Origin of the sequence: Mucilaginibacter terrenus (assembly GCF_003432065.1) — a bacterium.
Lineage (GTDB): Bacteria > Bacteroidota > Bacteroidia > Sphingobacteriales > Sphingobacteriaceae > Mucilaginibacter > Mucilaginibacter terrenus.
The window spans coordinates 809,502-825,470 of the sequence record NZ_QWDE01000002.1 but is presented as its reverse complement, the minus strand read 5'-3'; the positions used below and the strand labels follow the sequence as shown (position 1 = coordinate 825,470).

The window sequence follows — 15,969 nt, the reverse complement described above, 5'->3', positions numbered from 1 at the left end:
CTATCATGAAAACTTGTTCTCTATCCACAGGAAAGTGCATGCTGCAAGCAGCAGGATATAAAAATATAATTTAGGTACGGTCATCCAAACTTTTTGGTGTATCTGTTTTGTTACAAGGTTTGCGGCCGTATGTTCAGATACATAGCGGTATGTACCCCGTATATGCTCAGCCGCTGCAATGCCCGCCCACGATCTGGCGCCGTAAGTATAAACCCAACTTTTAAGGCCATCTATATCTGCCTGGTGCCACCCCGCGGCAGCAGGCCAGTACCTTGCCGACCATTGAAAAGGAATAGCCATATGCTGCTGAAGAGGAACCGGCACGCCATCAACCTTAAAACTCCCGACGCGTGCCTTTGTCAAGAGCAGTTCTGCAGGTTCATTAGTGTAGTTAATCGCTGTTTGATCGATATATGGGTACGCCGTATTACTTTTCTTTGCAGCGTTGCTGATAAGGGCCGACCAAAAAGTTGAGTAGTCCTTTTGCTCGCCGGCCAATGCCCAACTATAAGTATTATTAAGCGTGGTAAAAACTTCTTTCCCGGCGCCAGTCAATGTACTTGCTGCCAATAAGACGGCCTTAGAATTTGTCACCAGGGGTTGCGTGTCTTCAATACGCCGAATATGCAAGCCTCCTGTATTAAGCTTAGTGGAAGCTGACCTATTTGCTCCAATAATTAAAGATGATGCAGTTTGAGAGTTTACGGTCTTCTCTACCGGGAACCTTTGTTGAAGCCAGCTTACTTTGGCAGTACTGTCGAACCGTGCGACAATACCGGTACCGTTATCCATAATGGCTTGCTTCAATGCCGCGCTTTCACCATCGTTGAGGCTGTTAAATGACGAAAGATCACCAATAACTACATCAAACTTATTCAGCGTGCCGGCTGTAAGTCGGACCAGGCTAATCTGTGGCATATTGATGTACGCGCTGCTGATCTTTTCTTTACTGATGACGGATCGTACAGCGAGGCCATACCCCTGTTCGCTTAACCAGTTTTTAAGAAACCGTGTTTCGAAATCCGGAGATGCAGAAAGCATTAATACGTTCAGCGGTTTTACGGGCTCTACCTCAAACGGTAACTCTCCAGCGGGTAAGGTATCTTTATTCGTTACTATCTGTAAGGTATACACCAGCCTGCCGGTTGTTTTAGGAATTGTTGACAGTTCAAAATCAGAAACTCCTTCGTTAGTTATGAACTGACTTGCGGCAACGGTGTTCAGCCCTTTAAGTACCAGCTTTACCTGCCCTGATGCTGAATTCCGAAAACGCCCCTGCACCAGTAAGGGCTCTCCGGCTTTAAGGTGCCTGGGCCAGTTGACTGAAATAACACCCTGAATCATTCCCGATTGATGAAATACAACCGGTACTTCACCAAGTTCATCAAGATCATATTGATGAAGGCCATTTCCATAAATATGCAGTTCAGCGCCATGCAGGGTGTCTGTAAGTTGGCTTATCCCACTCAGCAGCGCTGCTTTATTGTACGCCGCCTTGATGTTCTTATCTAATGTATAAACGGCCGCTCCCGATTGAGCCTTAAGGCTGTCCGTATCGAAACCTTCCGTAAGCAGTATAATTTTACCTGTATCTTTAATGGCATCACCCTGGTAGCGCAACGGCAGTGCAATACAAGCAAGTGCCAGGGTAGCCACCACAACGGCAATTATGCGCCATACCAACCGGGCACTGTTGGCACGTTTTACTTCCAGCCAAAGCAATACTATAGTAAGCAATACACCAACGCCAATAACAATATATGTCCACTGCCCTGCCATTATTGCATTTTGCTTTTTAGTTGTTTATAATAACTGCGTGACAAGCCCATATCATCCATCTGCTCTACGGGTACGGGAGCGGCTTTTACAGGTGTAAGCGTTCTTTGTATCGCCTGCTCCGCCTCGTTTACATCCAGGATATCTGCACGCTTTGCGGACAGCAATCGCCTTACAGCATTCAGGCCTGGCAAATACGCACCCGGCGAACCAGAGGCTACAGTTGCCAATTGCTGATAACCGGCTTGTAATAAACCTTTTTGACTAGCTGTAATTGCCGTATGCTGCTTTAATTGCTCCAGCACCGCAATAGCGTTTTTTAAGGCGAGTAACCGGTCGGCAGGCGGTTTAACAGCTTCCTTGTTCATGGGTTGTAAAACTTTATCCAACTCTCCGCTCAAGCGCTTTTCGGGTTTTAGCGGCGGAGGGTTATAAGATGTTTTAGCCACAAAAGAACGCGACTTTTGCTGGAGGTCTTTTAGCAGGCGCAGGGCTTTATAGGCGAACGGCAAGGCAGCCTGCGGCTTGTACAAACGCAACTGCAGCTCGGCCTTCCACATTTCTGTTAAAGTTGCTTTTAACTGGGCCTTTACTGCCGGTTCGAAGAATTGGGCATCCTCGGCTTTGTCGTGGTCGTCGGTATATTCCTTTAATATTTTCGCCCCATTGCTGAAATCTTCCGGAGCCGAAAGGTTGTCGTTGCCTTTTGGGCCTTCTACCACTTCGTCCTCTTCACCTAAAAACTTACCGTAGCGAAGGCGAAGCAACTTTTGGTCTATGCCGAGATCATTGCTCCGGGCATTAAATTTTTCCGCGCTGATGGTGTCTTTGTCCTTGATCAACTTTTCCGCGTCTATAATGATCTGCCGTTCGCTGCGGAAGAATTCAGGTTTCAGGCTTGCGCCGGTAACAATCCCATCCATGCTTAATAACTCGGCTGTATCCTGCAGCACTACAGTAAACACGTCAGTGCGCGTTTCCTGGTTGCGGGTGTCCTGCGCTTTAACGTAAAAGTAGAGCTCATCGCCGGGCTCCATGTTAAGTGGCTTTAGCTGGACCAGCTTTTGAGCGGTATACTGTGGTAAATGCGAGCTGAAGTTACTGTTAAAGGCTAACTTGTACTCTTTAAATTTTACGCCTTCTCCCCGGCCTTTTGCCACTGTAGCGATAATTTGTGCCCCGGCTACGCCATAATCGTCCGTTAAGGAGGCATTAATATTCACCTGCTGCGGCTCACCGGCATCTATATAAGTGTACTGCTTGGGCGTTTTTACATGAACCACCGGCGCAGCATCTTTAATAGCCTGTACCTGGTAAAGGTCTGACAGCTTACCATTGATACTTACCTGGTAAAAGCCAGAGGTGTTAATGAGTTTTTGTGCTGACCATTCCCTCCCATCCTTACTTTTTAAACTTACCCGCTCCTTATTATTGAATAAAAGGTAAGCGTTCCTGATGCGCACGTTGGTGCTGATATGCCAGATTACGGCAGCGCCTTCTTCAACGGAAAAATTAAACTTATCCTGTGTGCGCTTGGGCTTACCGGTGTACGCCGGTGGAGTTATAATCAGTTTCACCCCTTCTATTTGAGGAAGTATGTTCTCCGGTGGTAACGGCTTGCCGTCATGTGTGATTATTGCAGGTTTTTGCCCGACTTTGGTGTAAAACTTTACCGTTCCGATGTAAAAGAAGGTGCATATTAATAGTGCTATAGCCGGTTTCACCAGTACCCCGGCAAAATGATTGTAACCGATGTTTAAGCTGGATAACGCATCCTCTGCTTTCGCTCGTGCAAGGCCTTGCAAGATGTTCAGCTCGCTTGGTGGCAGAAGAATTAAGCTTGTGCTCTCCTGCAGTTCCGGAAGCTCTTTATCGAGATAGGCAGCAATATTTTCATACCTTATAGCCCAGGGACGCCGTACAGATGATAATATAGCCAGCACCAACAGGAAAACTACACCCAACCATACCAACGAAAAGGCGAGTAAATAGAAAAGCGCACCCGCAGCAAGTGTTATGGCCGCAGCAAGCAAAATATTGGCGAGTAGCTGGTAAGCTAGGTACCGCTTACGCAAGTTGCTAATGATATGTATACCCCGCTCAGCCATTTTTTGCCTGTTTGGTTTTGTAAGCAACAATACGCTCTGCCAGGAATACTACTACAAGCGCCAGCCAAAAGTATCGGGAGACATCTACCGGAAGTTCTTTAGCAGATGATATCGGCACAGAACTACCCAATGTAGAATCCGGCTGTATTTGCTGTTGGCTAAGTATGCCACGGTCGTATTTTGCAGGTACCTGATGGTTCTCGCCAGTTACTAAAGTTAACATTTGTTTAGGAAATGCATCGTTCCAAACAAGGTCGCTCCATGACGGGTTGAAACGGCTGCTAAAAGTGTAAACGCTGGTTTTACCTTGTTTTGCCATGCTTAACACGCTATTGCCAAAACCGTCCGTCCACACTGCTTCGCCTGTTTGTTTTGGTATGATCAATTTGTTGATTTTCGTCCCCCCGGGGTAAATTTTTGTAGCAACATCCATCGGCTTACCCGCCTGATACTTGAAAACGTTGGCGGAGCTATTCATTAACGCGCTGCTAATTTGCCTGGTAGATAACCAAAACAACCACGTTTGTGCAGAAGGTATAAAACTTGCTTCATTATACGTTTTTATTATTGCCTTTCTGCCGGTAAAGCTCACAGCAGCATCAAGCGCTGCTTTCAGATATTTTGCATCAAGCGTGTTCTCGCCGGCATAGATCGCGATACGCAGCGTTGAGGTATCCACAATTACGGCTTCCTGCCGGGTATTTTTTAAAGAAATGAAAGATTTGCCATTGTTTACAGTCACTTCTGTCTGTGTGTCACCGCCGGGCTTTATAACCCTTGTGGTGTAAACAGTTCCGGATGGGGAACTATTCCCTTCAGAAAGGAGGATATCACCATCTCTGTTGAGCTGAGCGCCGGAGATAAAGCGAGCTGTAGAATCCTTTTGAGTATAGGTCCTCCACTTTAAACGCAGTGCTGTTGCTGGTTTTTGTCCTCTAAAATACTGTGCGCTATTCGGAGTAAATACATACACCGGCAAACCTGCAGGCACACGTGAATTAGCCAGGTTAATGAGCTCCCAATAGTTAAGACTGCCATCGTCTTTTATACTGTCTGATACCAATTTCGCAATTGGCGTTTTCTTTAGATCGGGAATTGCGAACCCTTTCTGAAAAAAATGCAGGTCATAACCCTTTGCCAGTAAAGAATCTACACCGGGTTTAAAGTGTTGATAGGTTTCATTAAAGTTTGCGTAGGGGATCAGCACCCAGCCTTTTGCCTGCTTTGCAGGTGCGTTGTTTCTCCAAATTGGTTGCGCGAGGAAAACGGCAAGGAGCGCTAGCAGTAAACAACGTAATATCAGTAACAAAATATCCAGCAGTTTGAAGCTGCGGCGCGTGCTTTTAGAGGCTTCTGTAATGAGCGATATGCTGCCTACTTTGAGCGTGTTTCCCGGGCGGATGTTCCACAGGTGTATTGCCACCGGGATGCTTAGCGCAGCCAGTGCAAAAAACCATATGGGGGAAAGGAACATGGATGGTTAGTAGTTAATGATAAACTTGCGACTTAAAACTTTATACTTTCTGACTTACGGACATCCCGACTTAAATAAACCCTTTCTTACGTTGTACTAAGAACTCCCGCAACGCTTCATCCAGCGGTTGCCCGGTGCTGATCATGCGATAGGCAATGTGCTTACCCGCAAGGCTTAGGCGCAGGCTGGCAATATAGTTTTGCAGGCGCTGCTTATATTCGGCCTGCGCGGCGCGGGTGTTTACCTGCACCACTTCGCCGGTTTCCAGGTCTTCCAGAGTGCTGTAACCTTCAAAATCCAGGTCCAGTTCATTTTGCCCCATCAGGTGAAATACGATCACTTCATGCCTTAGCGCGGCAAGCGAATCAAGCAAGGTATTTATCTCGCCATCTGCCTGGTACATATCGGTTACGAAGACCAGTAATTCCTTACGGCCGTTACCGGCGAACAGTTCTTTATAGTGAACTGGTTGGGTAAACACACCAGCCGGACTTACCTGCTTTAAATGGTAGAACAATCGTTGTAAATGCTGCGGGTCAGCTTTGGATGGCAGTGAAAATAACCCGCCCTCTTTAAATACATTCAACGCAACCGAATCTCCCTGCAAATTGGCCAGGTAAGCCAGCGAAGCAGTAAGAAAACGAGCGTAGTCTATCTTTTTAACGCCGTTGTTATCTACATGATCCATTGAGGCGCTGGCATCAACCAGGAAACGCACGGAGATACTGGTCTCCACTTCCGACTCGCGGATATAATACCTGTCGCTGCGGGCAAACATCTTCCAGTCCAGCCAGCGCAGGTCATCGCCCGGCTGATAGCTGCGGTATTGGCTAAACTCCAGTCCGGGGCCTTTAACTGAGCTTTTGTTGAACCCGTTCATAAACCCGTCAATAACCGTTTTAGCCAGCAACGGCAAATCTTTAATGGTCATTAATGTTTTCGGATCCAGCATGAGCCTCTCTAATCTTCCCCTAAAGGAGGGAACTTCTGTGTTTGTATCTAATGTTTAAAGCCCTCCCTTTCAGGGGAGGGTTGGGTGGGGTTTACAAGGCCCCTTTCCTCTCGATAACTCTTATCAGTTCTGCCGTTACTTTGTCAGATGTAATACCCTCTGCTTCCGCTTTAAAGTTCATCAGGATGCGGTGGCGGAGTACTGCGGGTGCCATTGCATGAATGTCTTCCATCAGCACGGTGTACCTGCCTTTTAGCAATGCCCGCGCTTTGGCAGTAAGTATAAGTGCTTGCCCCGCCCGCGGACCAGCGCCCCAGCGTACCCATTCTTTTATATAAGGGATGGTTGTGGTATCTGGCCGGGTGGCGCGGATAATGTGGCTTACATAACGGGTAAGGGCCTCATTTATGGTTACCTGCCTAACCAGTGCCTGCGCCTGGGTAATTTCTTCTGCAGTGATCACTGCATTTATCTCGTTTTTCTTTGCACCTGTAGTGCGGTTTAATACCTCAAACTCCTCCTGCTCGGTAGGGTAGCCTATCTTCACCAGCAGCAGGAACCTGTCCAGTTGCGCCTCTGGTAAAGGGTATGTGCCGGCTTGTTCGATGGGATTTTGTGTCGCCAGGATAAAAAACGGCTTATCCAGCGGATAGGTTTGGCCGCCGTAGGTCACCTCGAACTCCTGCATGGCTTCCAGCAGGGCCGACTGTGTTTTAGGCGGCGTCCTGTTGATCTCATCTGCCAGTATAATGTTGGCAAAAATTGGCCCTTTGTTAAACTTGAAGAAGCGTTTGCCTGTTGCGTGGTCCTCTTCCAATATCTCGGTGCCAATTATGTCTGTCGGCATCAGGTCGGGCGTGAACTGTATGCGCCTGAATGCCAGGTGCAGCGCTTGCGACATGGTTTTTACAATAAGCGTTTTAGCCAGCCCGGGTACTCCTTCCAGCAGGCAATGCCCGCCTGCAAGGAAAGCTACCAGTAGTTCATCCAGTATGGCATCCTGCCCAACAATTACCTTTTGTATCTCTGTTTTCAGCAGCGGCAGCTTCGCAAGCAATGCCGTTATATTAGCTTCTGTAAGTTCCAATATGTTGGTTCAATTATATTAATAGCTTCTACTCACCCCGGCATTGCTTCGCTCTCCGTTACTCGCAAAGAAGGTCAAGATAAATTCCATTTAGCTAAAATAGTCTTGAGCCGGATGTGAGTCCAAGATATTACCCTTTTAACTAATTCCCATCTATTTTAACAAAAATTCAATAAAGTATCTAAAACTTTACAAGCCCGGCTAACTAAGCCACTGCGCCGGATAAAATTTAATCCTAATTTTAGAGTTTTGAAACAGATGGGTTACGGGTCTAAATTTACTTTTGCAAGATTAAGCTACCACAGCGGCGACTGGGACACCGACCAGCGCATGCCCTCTAACCTGCTCAACTCGCTTATCGAGTACACTACTATCCCCGTTGAGCCGCATGAAAAGGTGGTGCCGCTAAGCAGTAACGATATATTTAACTATCCCTTTTTATACCTCAGCGGCCACAAGCTGGTACAGTTTGATACCGTAGAGAGGGCCAACTTCAAAAAATATGTACAGAACGGCGGCTTTGTTTTTGTAGACGACTGCAACCATGATATTGACGGGCTTTTTGCTAAATCGTTCGAGGCGCAAATGGCGGCGTTGTTCGGTGCATCAGCCTTAAAAAAGATCCCCAACAACCATAAGCTGTACCACTCCTTTTTCAGCTTTGATAAGGGGCCGCCTACCACTACCTTTGAACTGAATGGCTGGGGCGACGACCTGGTTCACGATTACCTGAAAGCGATTGAGGTGAACGGACGAATAGGCGTTTTATATAGCAGCAAGGATTATGGCTGCGAGTGGGATTACGACTTCCGCAACAAGCGCTTTATGGCCGAGGATAATACCAAGTTTGGTGTGAACATTATTGTTTACGCGATGAGCCTTTAAGCTGCCGCTTATACGCTAAATCTCTGATTGGCTAAATCTAAAATTCATTATCTTTCGGGAATGATCAATAGCTATTACCTCCTTATCAATAACGAAAAAACAGGCCCATATACCCAATATGAATTAATGGATATGGACCTTGATGTAAATACCCTCATCCTGTCGCCCCTGGCAGACGATTGGCAGGACATGTCTGAACTGCCAGAGTTCGCTTATTATTTTGAGAACCGTGGTATTTACCTCCCGAGAAAAGCCAATCTAGCTTCTTTCTGGTGGCGCCTGCTGGCTTATATTATAGATTATATCATGATCATTATCGGTGCCATGATTTTAGGTGTTATATATTTCACCATAAAGGCGTTTGCCGGCGGTACTATAACAGCAGAAGATAATGCAGCAAACGAAGGAATTTATAACATAATAGGTATTGCGCTGATGATCATCTACCATTCTGTTTGCGAGGCTACTACCTTGCGTGGCGGTATTGGTAAAGTAGCATGCAAGCTCTCCGTTGTTGACGTTGACGGCAACCGGCTTACATTTGGCAAGGCCTTCTCACGTAATGCGGGTAAGTTACTATCCAGTCTTGTGCTGGGGATAGGGTTCCTGCGTATATTATGGGACGACCACAACCAGGCCTGGCATGATTCAATTGCTAAAACGTACGTAATCCGCAGGAGTTAGGTATTAAAATTAGGTCCTCCAGCTACTTTGATGTACTTATAGTTTATATTAGTCAAATAATCATATCACTTTGAAAAGAAAAGATTTCCTTTACCTCACCGGCATGGGCATTAGTGCATCTATGCTGAGCAATTTTACGGCCGTGGGCTCGCCACGGGTTCCGGGTACGGTACTTAGGGATGTAGATGTGGCGCTTAAAAAACGCATGGCCGATGTTGCCCTGAACGCCGCCCGCTCTAAAGGCGCCACTTATACCGATGCACGAATCGGTCGCTACCTTAACCAGTTTGTGGTAACCCGCGATAAAAACATCGAGAATGTTGTTGATACCGAATCGTACGGGATGGGTATACGCGTTATTGCCAATGGCTGCTGGGGCTTTGCCGCTACAGACAAGTTGGATAACGACAGTATTGCACGCGCAGCCGAAACAGCTGTTGCCATTGCTAAAGAGAACTCGCGCATACAAAGCGAGCCGGTGCAACTGGCCCCGCAAAAAGGCTACGGCGAGGTAAGCTGGAAAACACCGATAGAAAAGAACGCTTTTGAGGTGCCGATGAAGGAGAAGACAGACCTGCTCCTTTCGGTAAACGATGCTGCATTTAAAAACGGCGCCAACTACGTAAACTCTATCCTGTTCTTTGTTAATGAGCAAAAGTATTTTGCCAGTACAGATGGGTCATACATCGATCAGGATATACACCGCGTTTGGCCGGTATTTGGCGTTACAAAAATTGACGATAAGAGCGGTAAGTTTGAAACCCGCAGCAGCTTAAGCGCACCACGCGGAATGGGATATGAATACCTGATGCCGCGCGAAAGCGATAAGATACATGGTGTGACCACCCTTTACCGCGACCGTTATGATATGCACGAGGATGCCGCTGCCGCAGCTTTGCAGGCAGCGCAAAAGCTGAAGGCAAAAAGCGTGGTACCCGGCAAATACGATTTAGTGCTGGACCCAAGCCACCTGTGGCTGACCATTCACGAATCGGTAGGGCACCCAAGCGAACTGGACCGCGTACTGGGCTACGAAGCCAATTTTGCAGGCACCAGCTTCCTGACGCTGGATAAATGGGAATCAAAGAAGTTTAACTTCGGCAGCAAGAACGTGAACATTGTGGCCGACAAGCTGCAGCCCGGCTCGTTGGGTGCAGTAGGTTACGACGACGAAGGTGTGGCTACAAAACAATGGGACATTATCAAAGATGGTGTACTGGTAAACTACCAGGCCATACGCGACCAGGCACATATTATTGGCCTTAAAGAGTCACAGGGATGCTGCTACTCGCAAAGCTGGCAGGACGTACAGTTCCAGCGCATGCCCAACATCTCTCTACAGCCGGGTAAAACCCCGCTGAGTGTAGCCCAGATGATTAAGAATGTGGAGAACGGCATATACATCATCGGCGACAGCTCATTCTCTATAGACCAGCAGCGCTACAACTTCCAGTTCAGCGGGCAGCTATATTACGAGATAAAGAACGGAAAGATAACCGGCATGCTTAACGATGTTGCCTACCAGGCCAACACCCAGGAGTTCTGGAACTCCTGCGCTGCTGTTTGCGATAAGAGCGATTACCGCCTGGGCGGCTCCTTCTTTGACGGTAAAGGGCAGCCTATGCAGTCAAGCGCGGTATCACACGGCTCGTCAACCGCATTGTTTAAAGGCGTAAACGTTATTAACACAGCAAGAAAGATTTAAAAATGGCTATACTTACAGAAGACGAATGCAAAGCGCTGCTTAAAAAAGCGCTGAGCTACTCCAAAGCCGACGAATGCGAGGTAAGCATCAACGGCTCCAATTCGGCCAATATACGTTATGCGCGCAACTCGGTATCTACCAGCGGCTCGCTTAGCTCAACCAGCATGGGCATATCATCAGCCTTTGGTAAAAAGCTGGGCATTGTTACCCTTAACGAATATACAGACGAGGCAATATCCGCAGCCGTAAAAAGGTCTGAAGAACTGGCGCAGCTAGCACCCGAGAACCCGGAGTACATGCCAATGCTTGGCCCGCAAACCTACGGCCCTGCTGCCGCAACGTTTGTTCCCGCTACTGCAGCTATTACGCCCGCACAGCGCACCACCATGGTAGAGCAAAGCCTTAACATAGCCAAGCAAAACAAGCTTACTGCCGCCGGCTTCCTGCAAAACAGCGCGGGTTTTTCTGCAATGATGAATTCCAAAGGCCTGTTTGCGTATAATACATCTACAGACATCAATTTTTCGGTTACGCTGCGTACGGCAGACAGCCAGGGTTCCGGGTATTCTACAAAAGGATATAACGATGTAGCTAAAATGGATACTACGGCGTTCACAAAAATTGCCGCGCAAAAAGCAAGCGGTGCAGCTAACGCGCGTGCCATTGAACCTGGTAAATACACCGTGATACTGGAACCTGCAGCGGGAATAGTACTGCTGGAGCAACTCTATGGATCGCTTGATGCACGCAGTGCAGACGAAGGGCGCAGCTTTTTAAGCAAGCCGGGTGGTAAAACCCGTTTAGGCGAAAAACTGGTTGATGAGCGGGTGAACATCTACTCGGACCCATCTTACCCGGACCTGCCTACTGCAAACTGGAGCGGCGACGGGCAACCCCTTAAAAAGATGAGCTGGATAGAAAAAGGCGTGGTAAAGAACTTTAACTATTCACGCTTTTGGGCACAGAAAAAGGGAGTACAGCCAATACCTTACCCAAGCAACTTTATAATGGAAGGCGGCACCCAAACCCTTGATGAACTAATAAAGGGCACAGAGAAAGGCATACTAATTACCCGTTTGTGGTACATACGCCCGGTAGACCCGCAAACCTTGCTATACACCGGCCTTACCCGCGATGGTACTTTTTACATAGAGAACGGCCAGATAAAGTTCCCGATTAAAAACTTGCGCTTTAACGAGAGCCCGGTAATCATGCTGAATAACCTGGACGCGCTGGGCAGAACCGAACGAACGGTGAGCGGCGAAAGCAGCCAGAATGCGATGATACCGCCTATGCGCATAAGGGAATTTACATTCTCTTCATTGTCTGACGCGGTGTAAGGATAAAAGAATTAATGATGTAATTAGAAAGGGCACGAAGTGATGAACTCCGCGCCCTTTTTTATTAGGACGGGTCAGCATGCAAAGTGTTTCAAGCGGACTGTTTCGCTTTTAGACAATAAAATAGGCTTGATTTCATAAACATCTGTATTCAAATAGTTGATTAATGACACTCATTTTTAGAAGTGTTTCGGTTTGTTTCGCCCGGTTTTGCAACTAATTACCAATCAGCACTATACCAAATTTACCTGTTTCGGGTGTTTCGCTTTTCCGAACCGAAACACTTGTTAAATTCTTGTTGTAAAAAGCATCTGTAACTAGATATTAAAAGTGAACTTCGCCAGCAGGAACCTCCCGGGTATGGTGTAAGCACTGGACGTGAACGTATTTGCCGATAAGTACAGCGCGCTGTATGTTTTGATATTGAACAGGTTTTGCGCCCCTATCTCTACATCGGCTTTTATCTTTTTAAACTTGTACCGGATGCTGGCATCGGCAAACATGTAAACCAAATCGTTTGCGCGTTGCTGGTGGGTATAGTAGTGATCTCCCGCAACCTTCAGGAACAAATTATCGCTGATGTTATAATTAACCGATCCCTGCTGTGTAAGTCGCTCAAATTTATTTTCAGAATCAGTTACGGTAGACTTACTCCTGGTACGGTCATAAGCGGCCTTATAGCTAAAGTTTACCTTGTTGCTTAACTTGGTATCGGCGCCAAAACTCGCACCTGTAGAGATGGTTTTATAAGGTAGCACTATATTATTAAGTATTTGGTTGAGCCTGGTTGTTTGATAGCTTAACCCCGCGCTAAACGTTGTACGCAGGCTAAAGGCATACTTGCTTACCACCCCGTTACCCGACCACGAATCAATGTTGTTATCGTAAGGTAATACAATACGCTGCTGTATGTTATCTGTAACAATACTTGATGATATGCTGTTAGCATCCTGGTGCGTGTAAGATGCGTTCACCCCAAAGAAGAACAGCGAAATGGCCTTGCGATAGTTGTAGCCCAGAGAAGCCGACTGTGTTTTGCGTTCGGTAAGATCGGCATTGTTGGCAAACAAACCACGGTAGTTCTGCAGAATGTAGCCACGGTATACATCCTGTATATTGCCGATGTCATTGTTAAAGTTGTATCCTGCGGATATATAGTCTTCTATACCCGTTTGGTACTTGATGTTCAGCTGTGGATTAAAGTACAAGCGTTCAAGATTTTTTTTCAAACCATAATAGCTGTCTTTATAATCGATGTTCAGGTAATTGACCGGAAGGATGATCGTAAGCTTAAGTATACTGCCGGGAATATCGTACCGTGCTTCGGAATACAATTTCCTTTTGGTCCAGTCGAGGTTGTTCACCGCACTGTCTGACAGGAGAGCACTTGTACTGTTTTGCTGCAAAAGGCTCAAATTAGATGTCAGGTTTTGTGATTGCAGCATAAAGCCGGCTTTGTAGCTTTGGGTTAGCTTATTACCCGGCACCTTGTAAGAAATGTAGTTGTTGGTGAACCAGGTTGGTATATTTACATTTTGCACTAATTGCTTGTATGGAACACCGTTGTTAAATATATCTGGGTTGAGGCCGGGCTCTATTATACGGTTTTCAGGCTCGGTAGATCGGTTAAGATAACTGTAGAGTTCAATTATATTGTTGGTTTTAAAAGTCTTCATGTAATTGAACTCGTTTGAGATATCTGTCAAGTTGTCTTTCAATACCTGGTTCACGGGAGTACCATTTGTCACAAGTGCAGAGTAACCGGTATTTTTGGCGTAATCCGCTACAAAATTGTTGCTTAGATAGTATTCTTTTTTGTTGATGTTAAGCGAGAATAAACTATGCAACAGATCGGGCTTTTGTCGGTTGTCCTGCACCTCAGCGTAGCGTACAGTGTCATTAGGAAGGTAAAACTCACTGAATTTGGTGTACTTCTGCTTTTGAGTATCATGGAGGTAAGATACGTTGGCACGCAGTTGAACGTCGTTCTTTAAGTTCACTAAGTTATTCAGGTTGAGCATAGCTGCCTGGTTAAACAGGTAACGGTTTGTTGGCAGATCGGGATCTCCTGCAGTACCAAGGGACAAAACAGATCCGGGCTTATCATTATCCAGTCGCGACATAAAGCCTCCCTTGTTGTGGGCTATTACATCATTAGCCAGGTCGAGACTGGTATTATTTACCTTCAGCGCATTGATAGCTTTGTACTTGTCTTTAAACATCATGGCATTCAGGTCAGCGTAATACTTGTCCGGCAAACCGGCTCCAATAGTCTCCTGCCCTACCAACTGTAGTTTTGCATCCTTTTTAATGGTGAGATTCATGGCGACATCGTCGCTTACCACCTTATTTTGTAACATTTTTACAGGTTGGTGATTCTCCATCACCTGAACCTTGTCCACAACGCCGTTCGGGATAGAACTTGTTGCAATGTTGTATTTGTCGTCCAGCAGGTTATCACCGCCTATGTAAAAGTTGGATATAGCTTTGCCGTTATAACTGATCTTACCATCCTTATCAACCGTTACACCCGGCAGCTTTTTAATCACATCACCTATAACTCTATCCTGAGGACTAGAAAACTCCGAAACCTTATAGTCGAGCGTGTCCCCATGCGTCCGCAAGTGAGGTCTGTTATCTTTTACCACCACGGTTTTTAACTGATTGGTAGCACCACTAAGTTTAAAATTATACGCAACGGCAAAGTCACTTACCTTTTGCACATCCTTTTTGTAGCTGAGGTGGCTGGCCTCAATAAGCAAGTTTGCCTTATCTGCATCAGCAGGAATATTAATGCTGTAGGTGCCTTTGTTGTTGGTGTTGGTATAAGCAACAATAAGGTTACCCGCCTTTAGGTTTACACTTGCAAAGGATAATGGCTTCCCCAAGCTATCTGCAACGGTGCCTTTTAAGGTTTGGGCCAGGCAAAAGCCGGAGCATAGCATGCATGAAATGCATACTACACTCATTTTATAAGGCCGTATCATTTCTTTTCGGGTAGTTCTATTGGATTGTTCATTTGAGGACCACCCAAACCCGGCCCAACGTTTATAACCGTACGCACCGGCCCACCCGTTATTGCACCACCTCCGGAGCGCACCATATTACCACCCGGACCAGCACCGCCGCCCATTGCTGCCATAAAAGCTTGCGGGTCTTTACGCATAGCATCCTGCAGTTTGTTAAACTCCTTCTCGGTAGTTTTAACGGCATTGGTGGGCACGGATATTAAATTAGGGTCGCCCTCATCATCGCCATTAAACTTCATAAAAGCGCCTGTTGGGGAAGGCTGATCGGCTACCTTAGCAACCGGCTTTGTTGCGTCAACCTGCTCTAAGCCATCAAACTTAAACTCAACTTCTTTTTTAGCGTCATAAGCTTCCACAATCAATCCAGGCAGCCCATTGAGTTTCCACGGGCCCGCGCGGAAAGGCAGCTCCGGGCAGAACCATGCCGTATAGTCACGGCCGCGAAAATGACCCGTTGCTTTTTGGCACTTGAGCGTACCATGAGTAGCTGTGTCCGCTGTTATTTTCCAACTAATGGCTGGCATTGTTTCTTCTATCAAGTAGGGTGTAATCAGCGACTCCTTACGCATCAGTTTACCCACTGCAGGGAACTGGTATATTTCCGACCGGGTTGTAGGTTTGTTATTGGTTATCTTAAAATTCATATTAGCATTGCCCTTTTGCTCGGCTATTTGCTGTTCCAGCTGTTTGCGCATTAGGGCGTCCTGAGTTTTCTTATCAAAGCTTTTGTAAGCGCTGGATGTTTCTCCTAAAAACAGCACCATGTTTTCAGTGTAGGGCTTATCGCGCATGGTTGTGTCGCGCACATGCGTAAATTTGTAGTGCACAATTGCTTTAGCCATTTCGGGTGTTTGTGCTTTTGCAATAACCGCCGCAAAGCAGCACATCAGGAACAGGTTGAACTTTTTCATTTGTTAGTGATATTGTAG

11 protein-coding genes are annotated in these 15,969 nt (G+C 46.6%); 4 read left to right on the top strand and 7 right to left on the bottom strand.

Features of this window, described 5'->3' with window-relative positions; genetic code table 11:
• Positions 1 to 3 precede the first annotated feature (3 nt).
• From DYU05_RS14295 to DYU05_RS14275, 5 genes are all read right to left on the bottom strand, one after another.
• The gene (locus DYU05_RS14295; RefSeq protein ID WP_117383777.1) at positions 4 to 1,779 is read right to left on the bottom strand and encodes a hypothetical protein; all 1,776 of its coding nucleotides are present in this window, start codon (positions 1,777 to 1,779) and stop codon (positions 4 to 6) included.
• The gene (locus DYU05_RS14290) at positions 1,779 to 3,884 is read right to left on the bottom strand and encodes a DUF4175 family protein (protein WP_117383776.1); all 2,106 of its coding nucleotides are present in this window, start codon (positions 3,882 to 3,884) and stop codon (positions 1,779 to 1,781) included. Before DYU05_RS14290 ends, DYU05_RS14295 begins: the two co-directional genes overlap by 1 nt.
• The gene (locus DYU05_RS14285) at positions 3,877 to 5,358 is read right to left on the bottom strand and encodes a BatA domain-containing protein (protein WP_117383775.1); all 1,482 of its coding nucleotides are present in this window, start codon (positions 5,356 to 5,358) and stop codon (positions 3,877 to 3,879) included. Before DYU05_RS14285 ends, DYU05_RS14290 begins: the two co-directional genes overlap by 8 nt.
• Positions 5,359 to 5,428: 70 nt before the next feature.
• The gene (locus tag DYU05_RS14280) at positions 5,429 to 6,310 is read right to left on the bottom strand and encodes a DUF58 domain-containing protein (RefSeq protein ID WP_235854027.1); all 882 of its coding nucleotides are present in this window, start codon (positions 6,308 to 6,310) and stop codon (positions 5,429 to 5,431) included.
• 91 nt (positions 6,311 to 6,401) lie between these two features.
• Positions 6,402 to 7,397 carry an AAA family ATPase gene (locus DYU05_RS14275; protein WP_117383774.1) on the bottom strand — a complete coding sequence of 332 codons (996 nt, stop codon included), beginning with the start codon at positions 7,395 to 7,397 and terminating at the stop codon, positions 6,402 to 6,404.
• A 258-nt stretch (positions 7,398 to 7,655) separates the two neighbouring features.
• Here DYU05_RS14275 and DYU05_RS14270 point away from each other — a divergent pair, with 258 nt between their 5' ends.
• From DYU05_RS14270 to DYU05_RS14255, 4 genes are all read left to right on the top strand, one after another.
• On the top strand, positions 7,656 to 8,282 hold the full coding sequence (locus tag DYU05_RS14270) for a DUF4159 domain-containing protein (RefSeq protein ID WP_117383773.1): 627 nt from the start codon (positions 7,656 to 7,658) through the stop codon (positions 8,280 to 8,282).
• A 27-nt stretch (positions 8,283 to 8,309) separates the two neighbouring features.
• Positions 8,310 to 8,966 (top strand): RDD family protein, encoded by a 657-nt coding sequence (locus DYU05_RS14265; RefSeq protein WP_133300239.1) that lies wholly within the window; start codon positions 8,310 to 8,312, stop codon positions 8,964 to 8,966.
• 70 nt (positions 8,967 to 9,036) lie between these two features.
• Complete coding sequence (locus tag DYU05_RS14260; protein WP_117383771.1) at positions 9,037 to 10,671, top strand: TldD/PmbA family protein; 1,635 nt, start codon at positions 9,037 to 9,039, stop codon at positions 10,669 to 10,671.
• Between the two features lie 2 nt (positions 10,672 to 10,673).
• The gene (locus DYU05_RS14255; protein WP_117383770.1) at positions 10,674 to 12,011 is read left to right on the top strand and encodes a TldD/PmbA family protein; all 1,338 of its coding nucleotides are present in this window, start codon (positions 10,674 to 10,676) and stop codon (positions 12,009 to 12,011) included.
• A 317-nt stretch (positions 12,012 to 12,328) separates the two neighbouring features.
• Here DYU05_RS14255 and DYU05_RS14250 read toward each other — a convergent pair whose 3' ends face one another.
• Entirely contained in the window at positions 12,329 to 14,998 is a 2,670-nt protein-coding gene (locus DYU05_RS14250) for a TonB-dependent receptor (RefSeq protein ID WP_133300238.1), read from the bottom strand.
• Positions 14,995 to 15,951 carry a GLPGLI family protein gene (locus DYU05_RS14245; protein ID WP_117383768.1) on the bottom strand — a complete coding sequence of 319 codons (957 nt, stop codon included), beginning with the start codon at positions 15,949 to 15,951 and terminating at the stop codon, positions 14,995 to 14,997. The genes DYU05_RS14250 and DYU05_RS14245 overlap by 4 nt, the downstream gene beginning before the upstream one ends.
• Positions 15,952 to 15,969 lie beyond the last annotated feature (18 nt).

Coding starts and splice junctions, on each gene's coding strand:
- DYU05_RS14255 (WP_117383770.1), top strand. CDS start 10,674: ATGGCTATACTTACAGAAGACGAATGCAAAGCGCTGCTTAAAAAAGCG.
- DYU05_RS14295 (WP_117383777.1), bottom strand. CDS start 1,779: ATGGCAGGGCAGTGGACATATATTGTTATTGGCGTTGGTGTATTGCTT.
- DYU05_RS14285 (WP_117383775.1), bottom strand. CDS start 5,358: ATGTTCCTTTCCCCCATATGGTTTTTTGCACTGGCTGCGCTAAGCATC.
- DYU05_RS14280 (WP_235854027.1), bottom strand. CDS start 6,310: ATGCTGGATCCGAAAACATTAATGACCATTAAAGATTTGCCGTTGCTG.
- DYU05_RS14245 (WP_117383768.1), bottom strand. CDS start 15,951: ATGAAAAAGTTCAACCTGTTCCTGATGTGCTGCTTTGCGGCGGTTATT.
- DYU05_RS14250 (WP_133300238.1), bottom strand. CDS start 14,998: ATGATACGGCCTTATAAAATGAGTGTAGTATGCATTTCATGCATGCTA.
- DYU05_RS14270 (WP_117383773.1), top strand. CDS start 7,656: ATGGGTTACGGGTCTAAATTTACTTTTGCAAGATTAAGCTACCACAGC.
- DYU05_RS14290 (WP_117383776.1), bottom strand. CDS start 3,884: ATGGCTGAGCGGGGTATACATATCATTAGCAACTTGCGTAAGCGGTAC.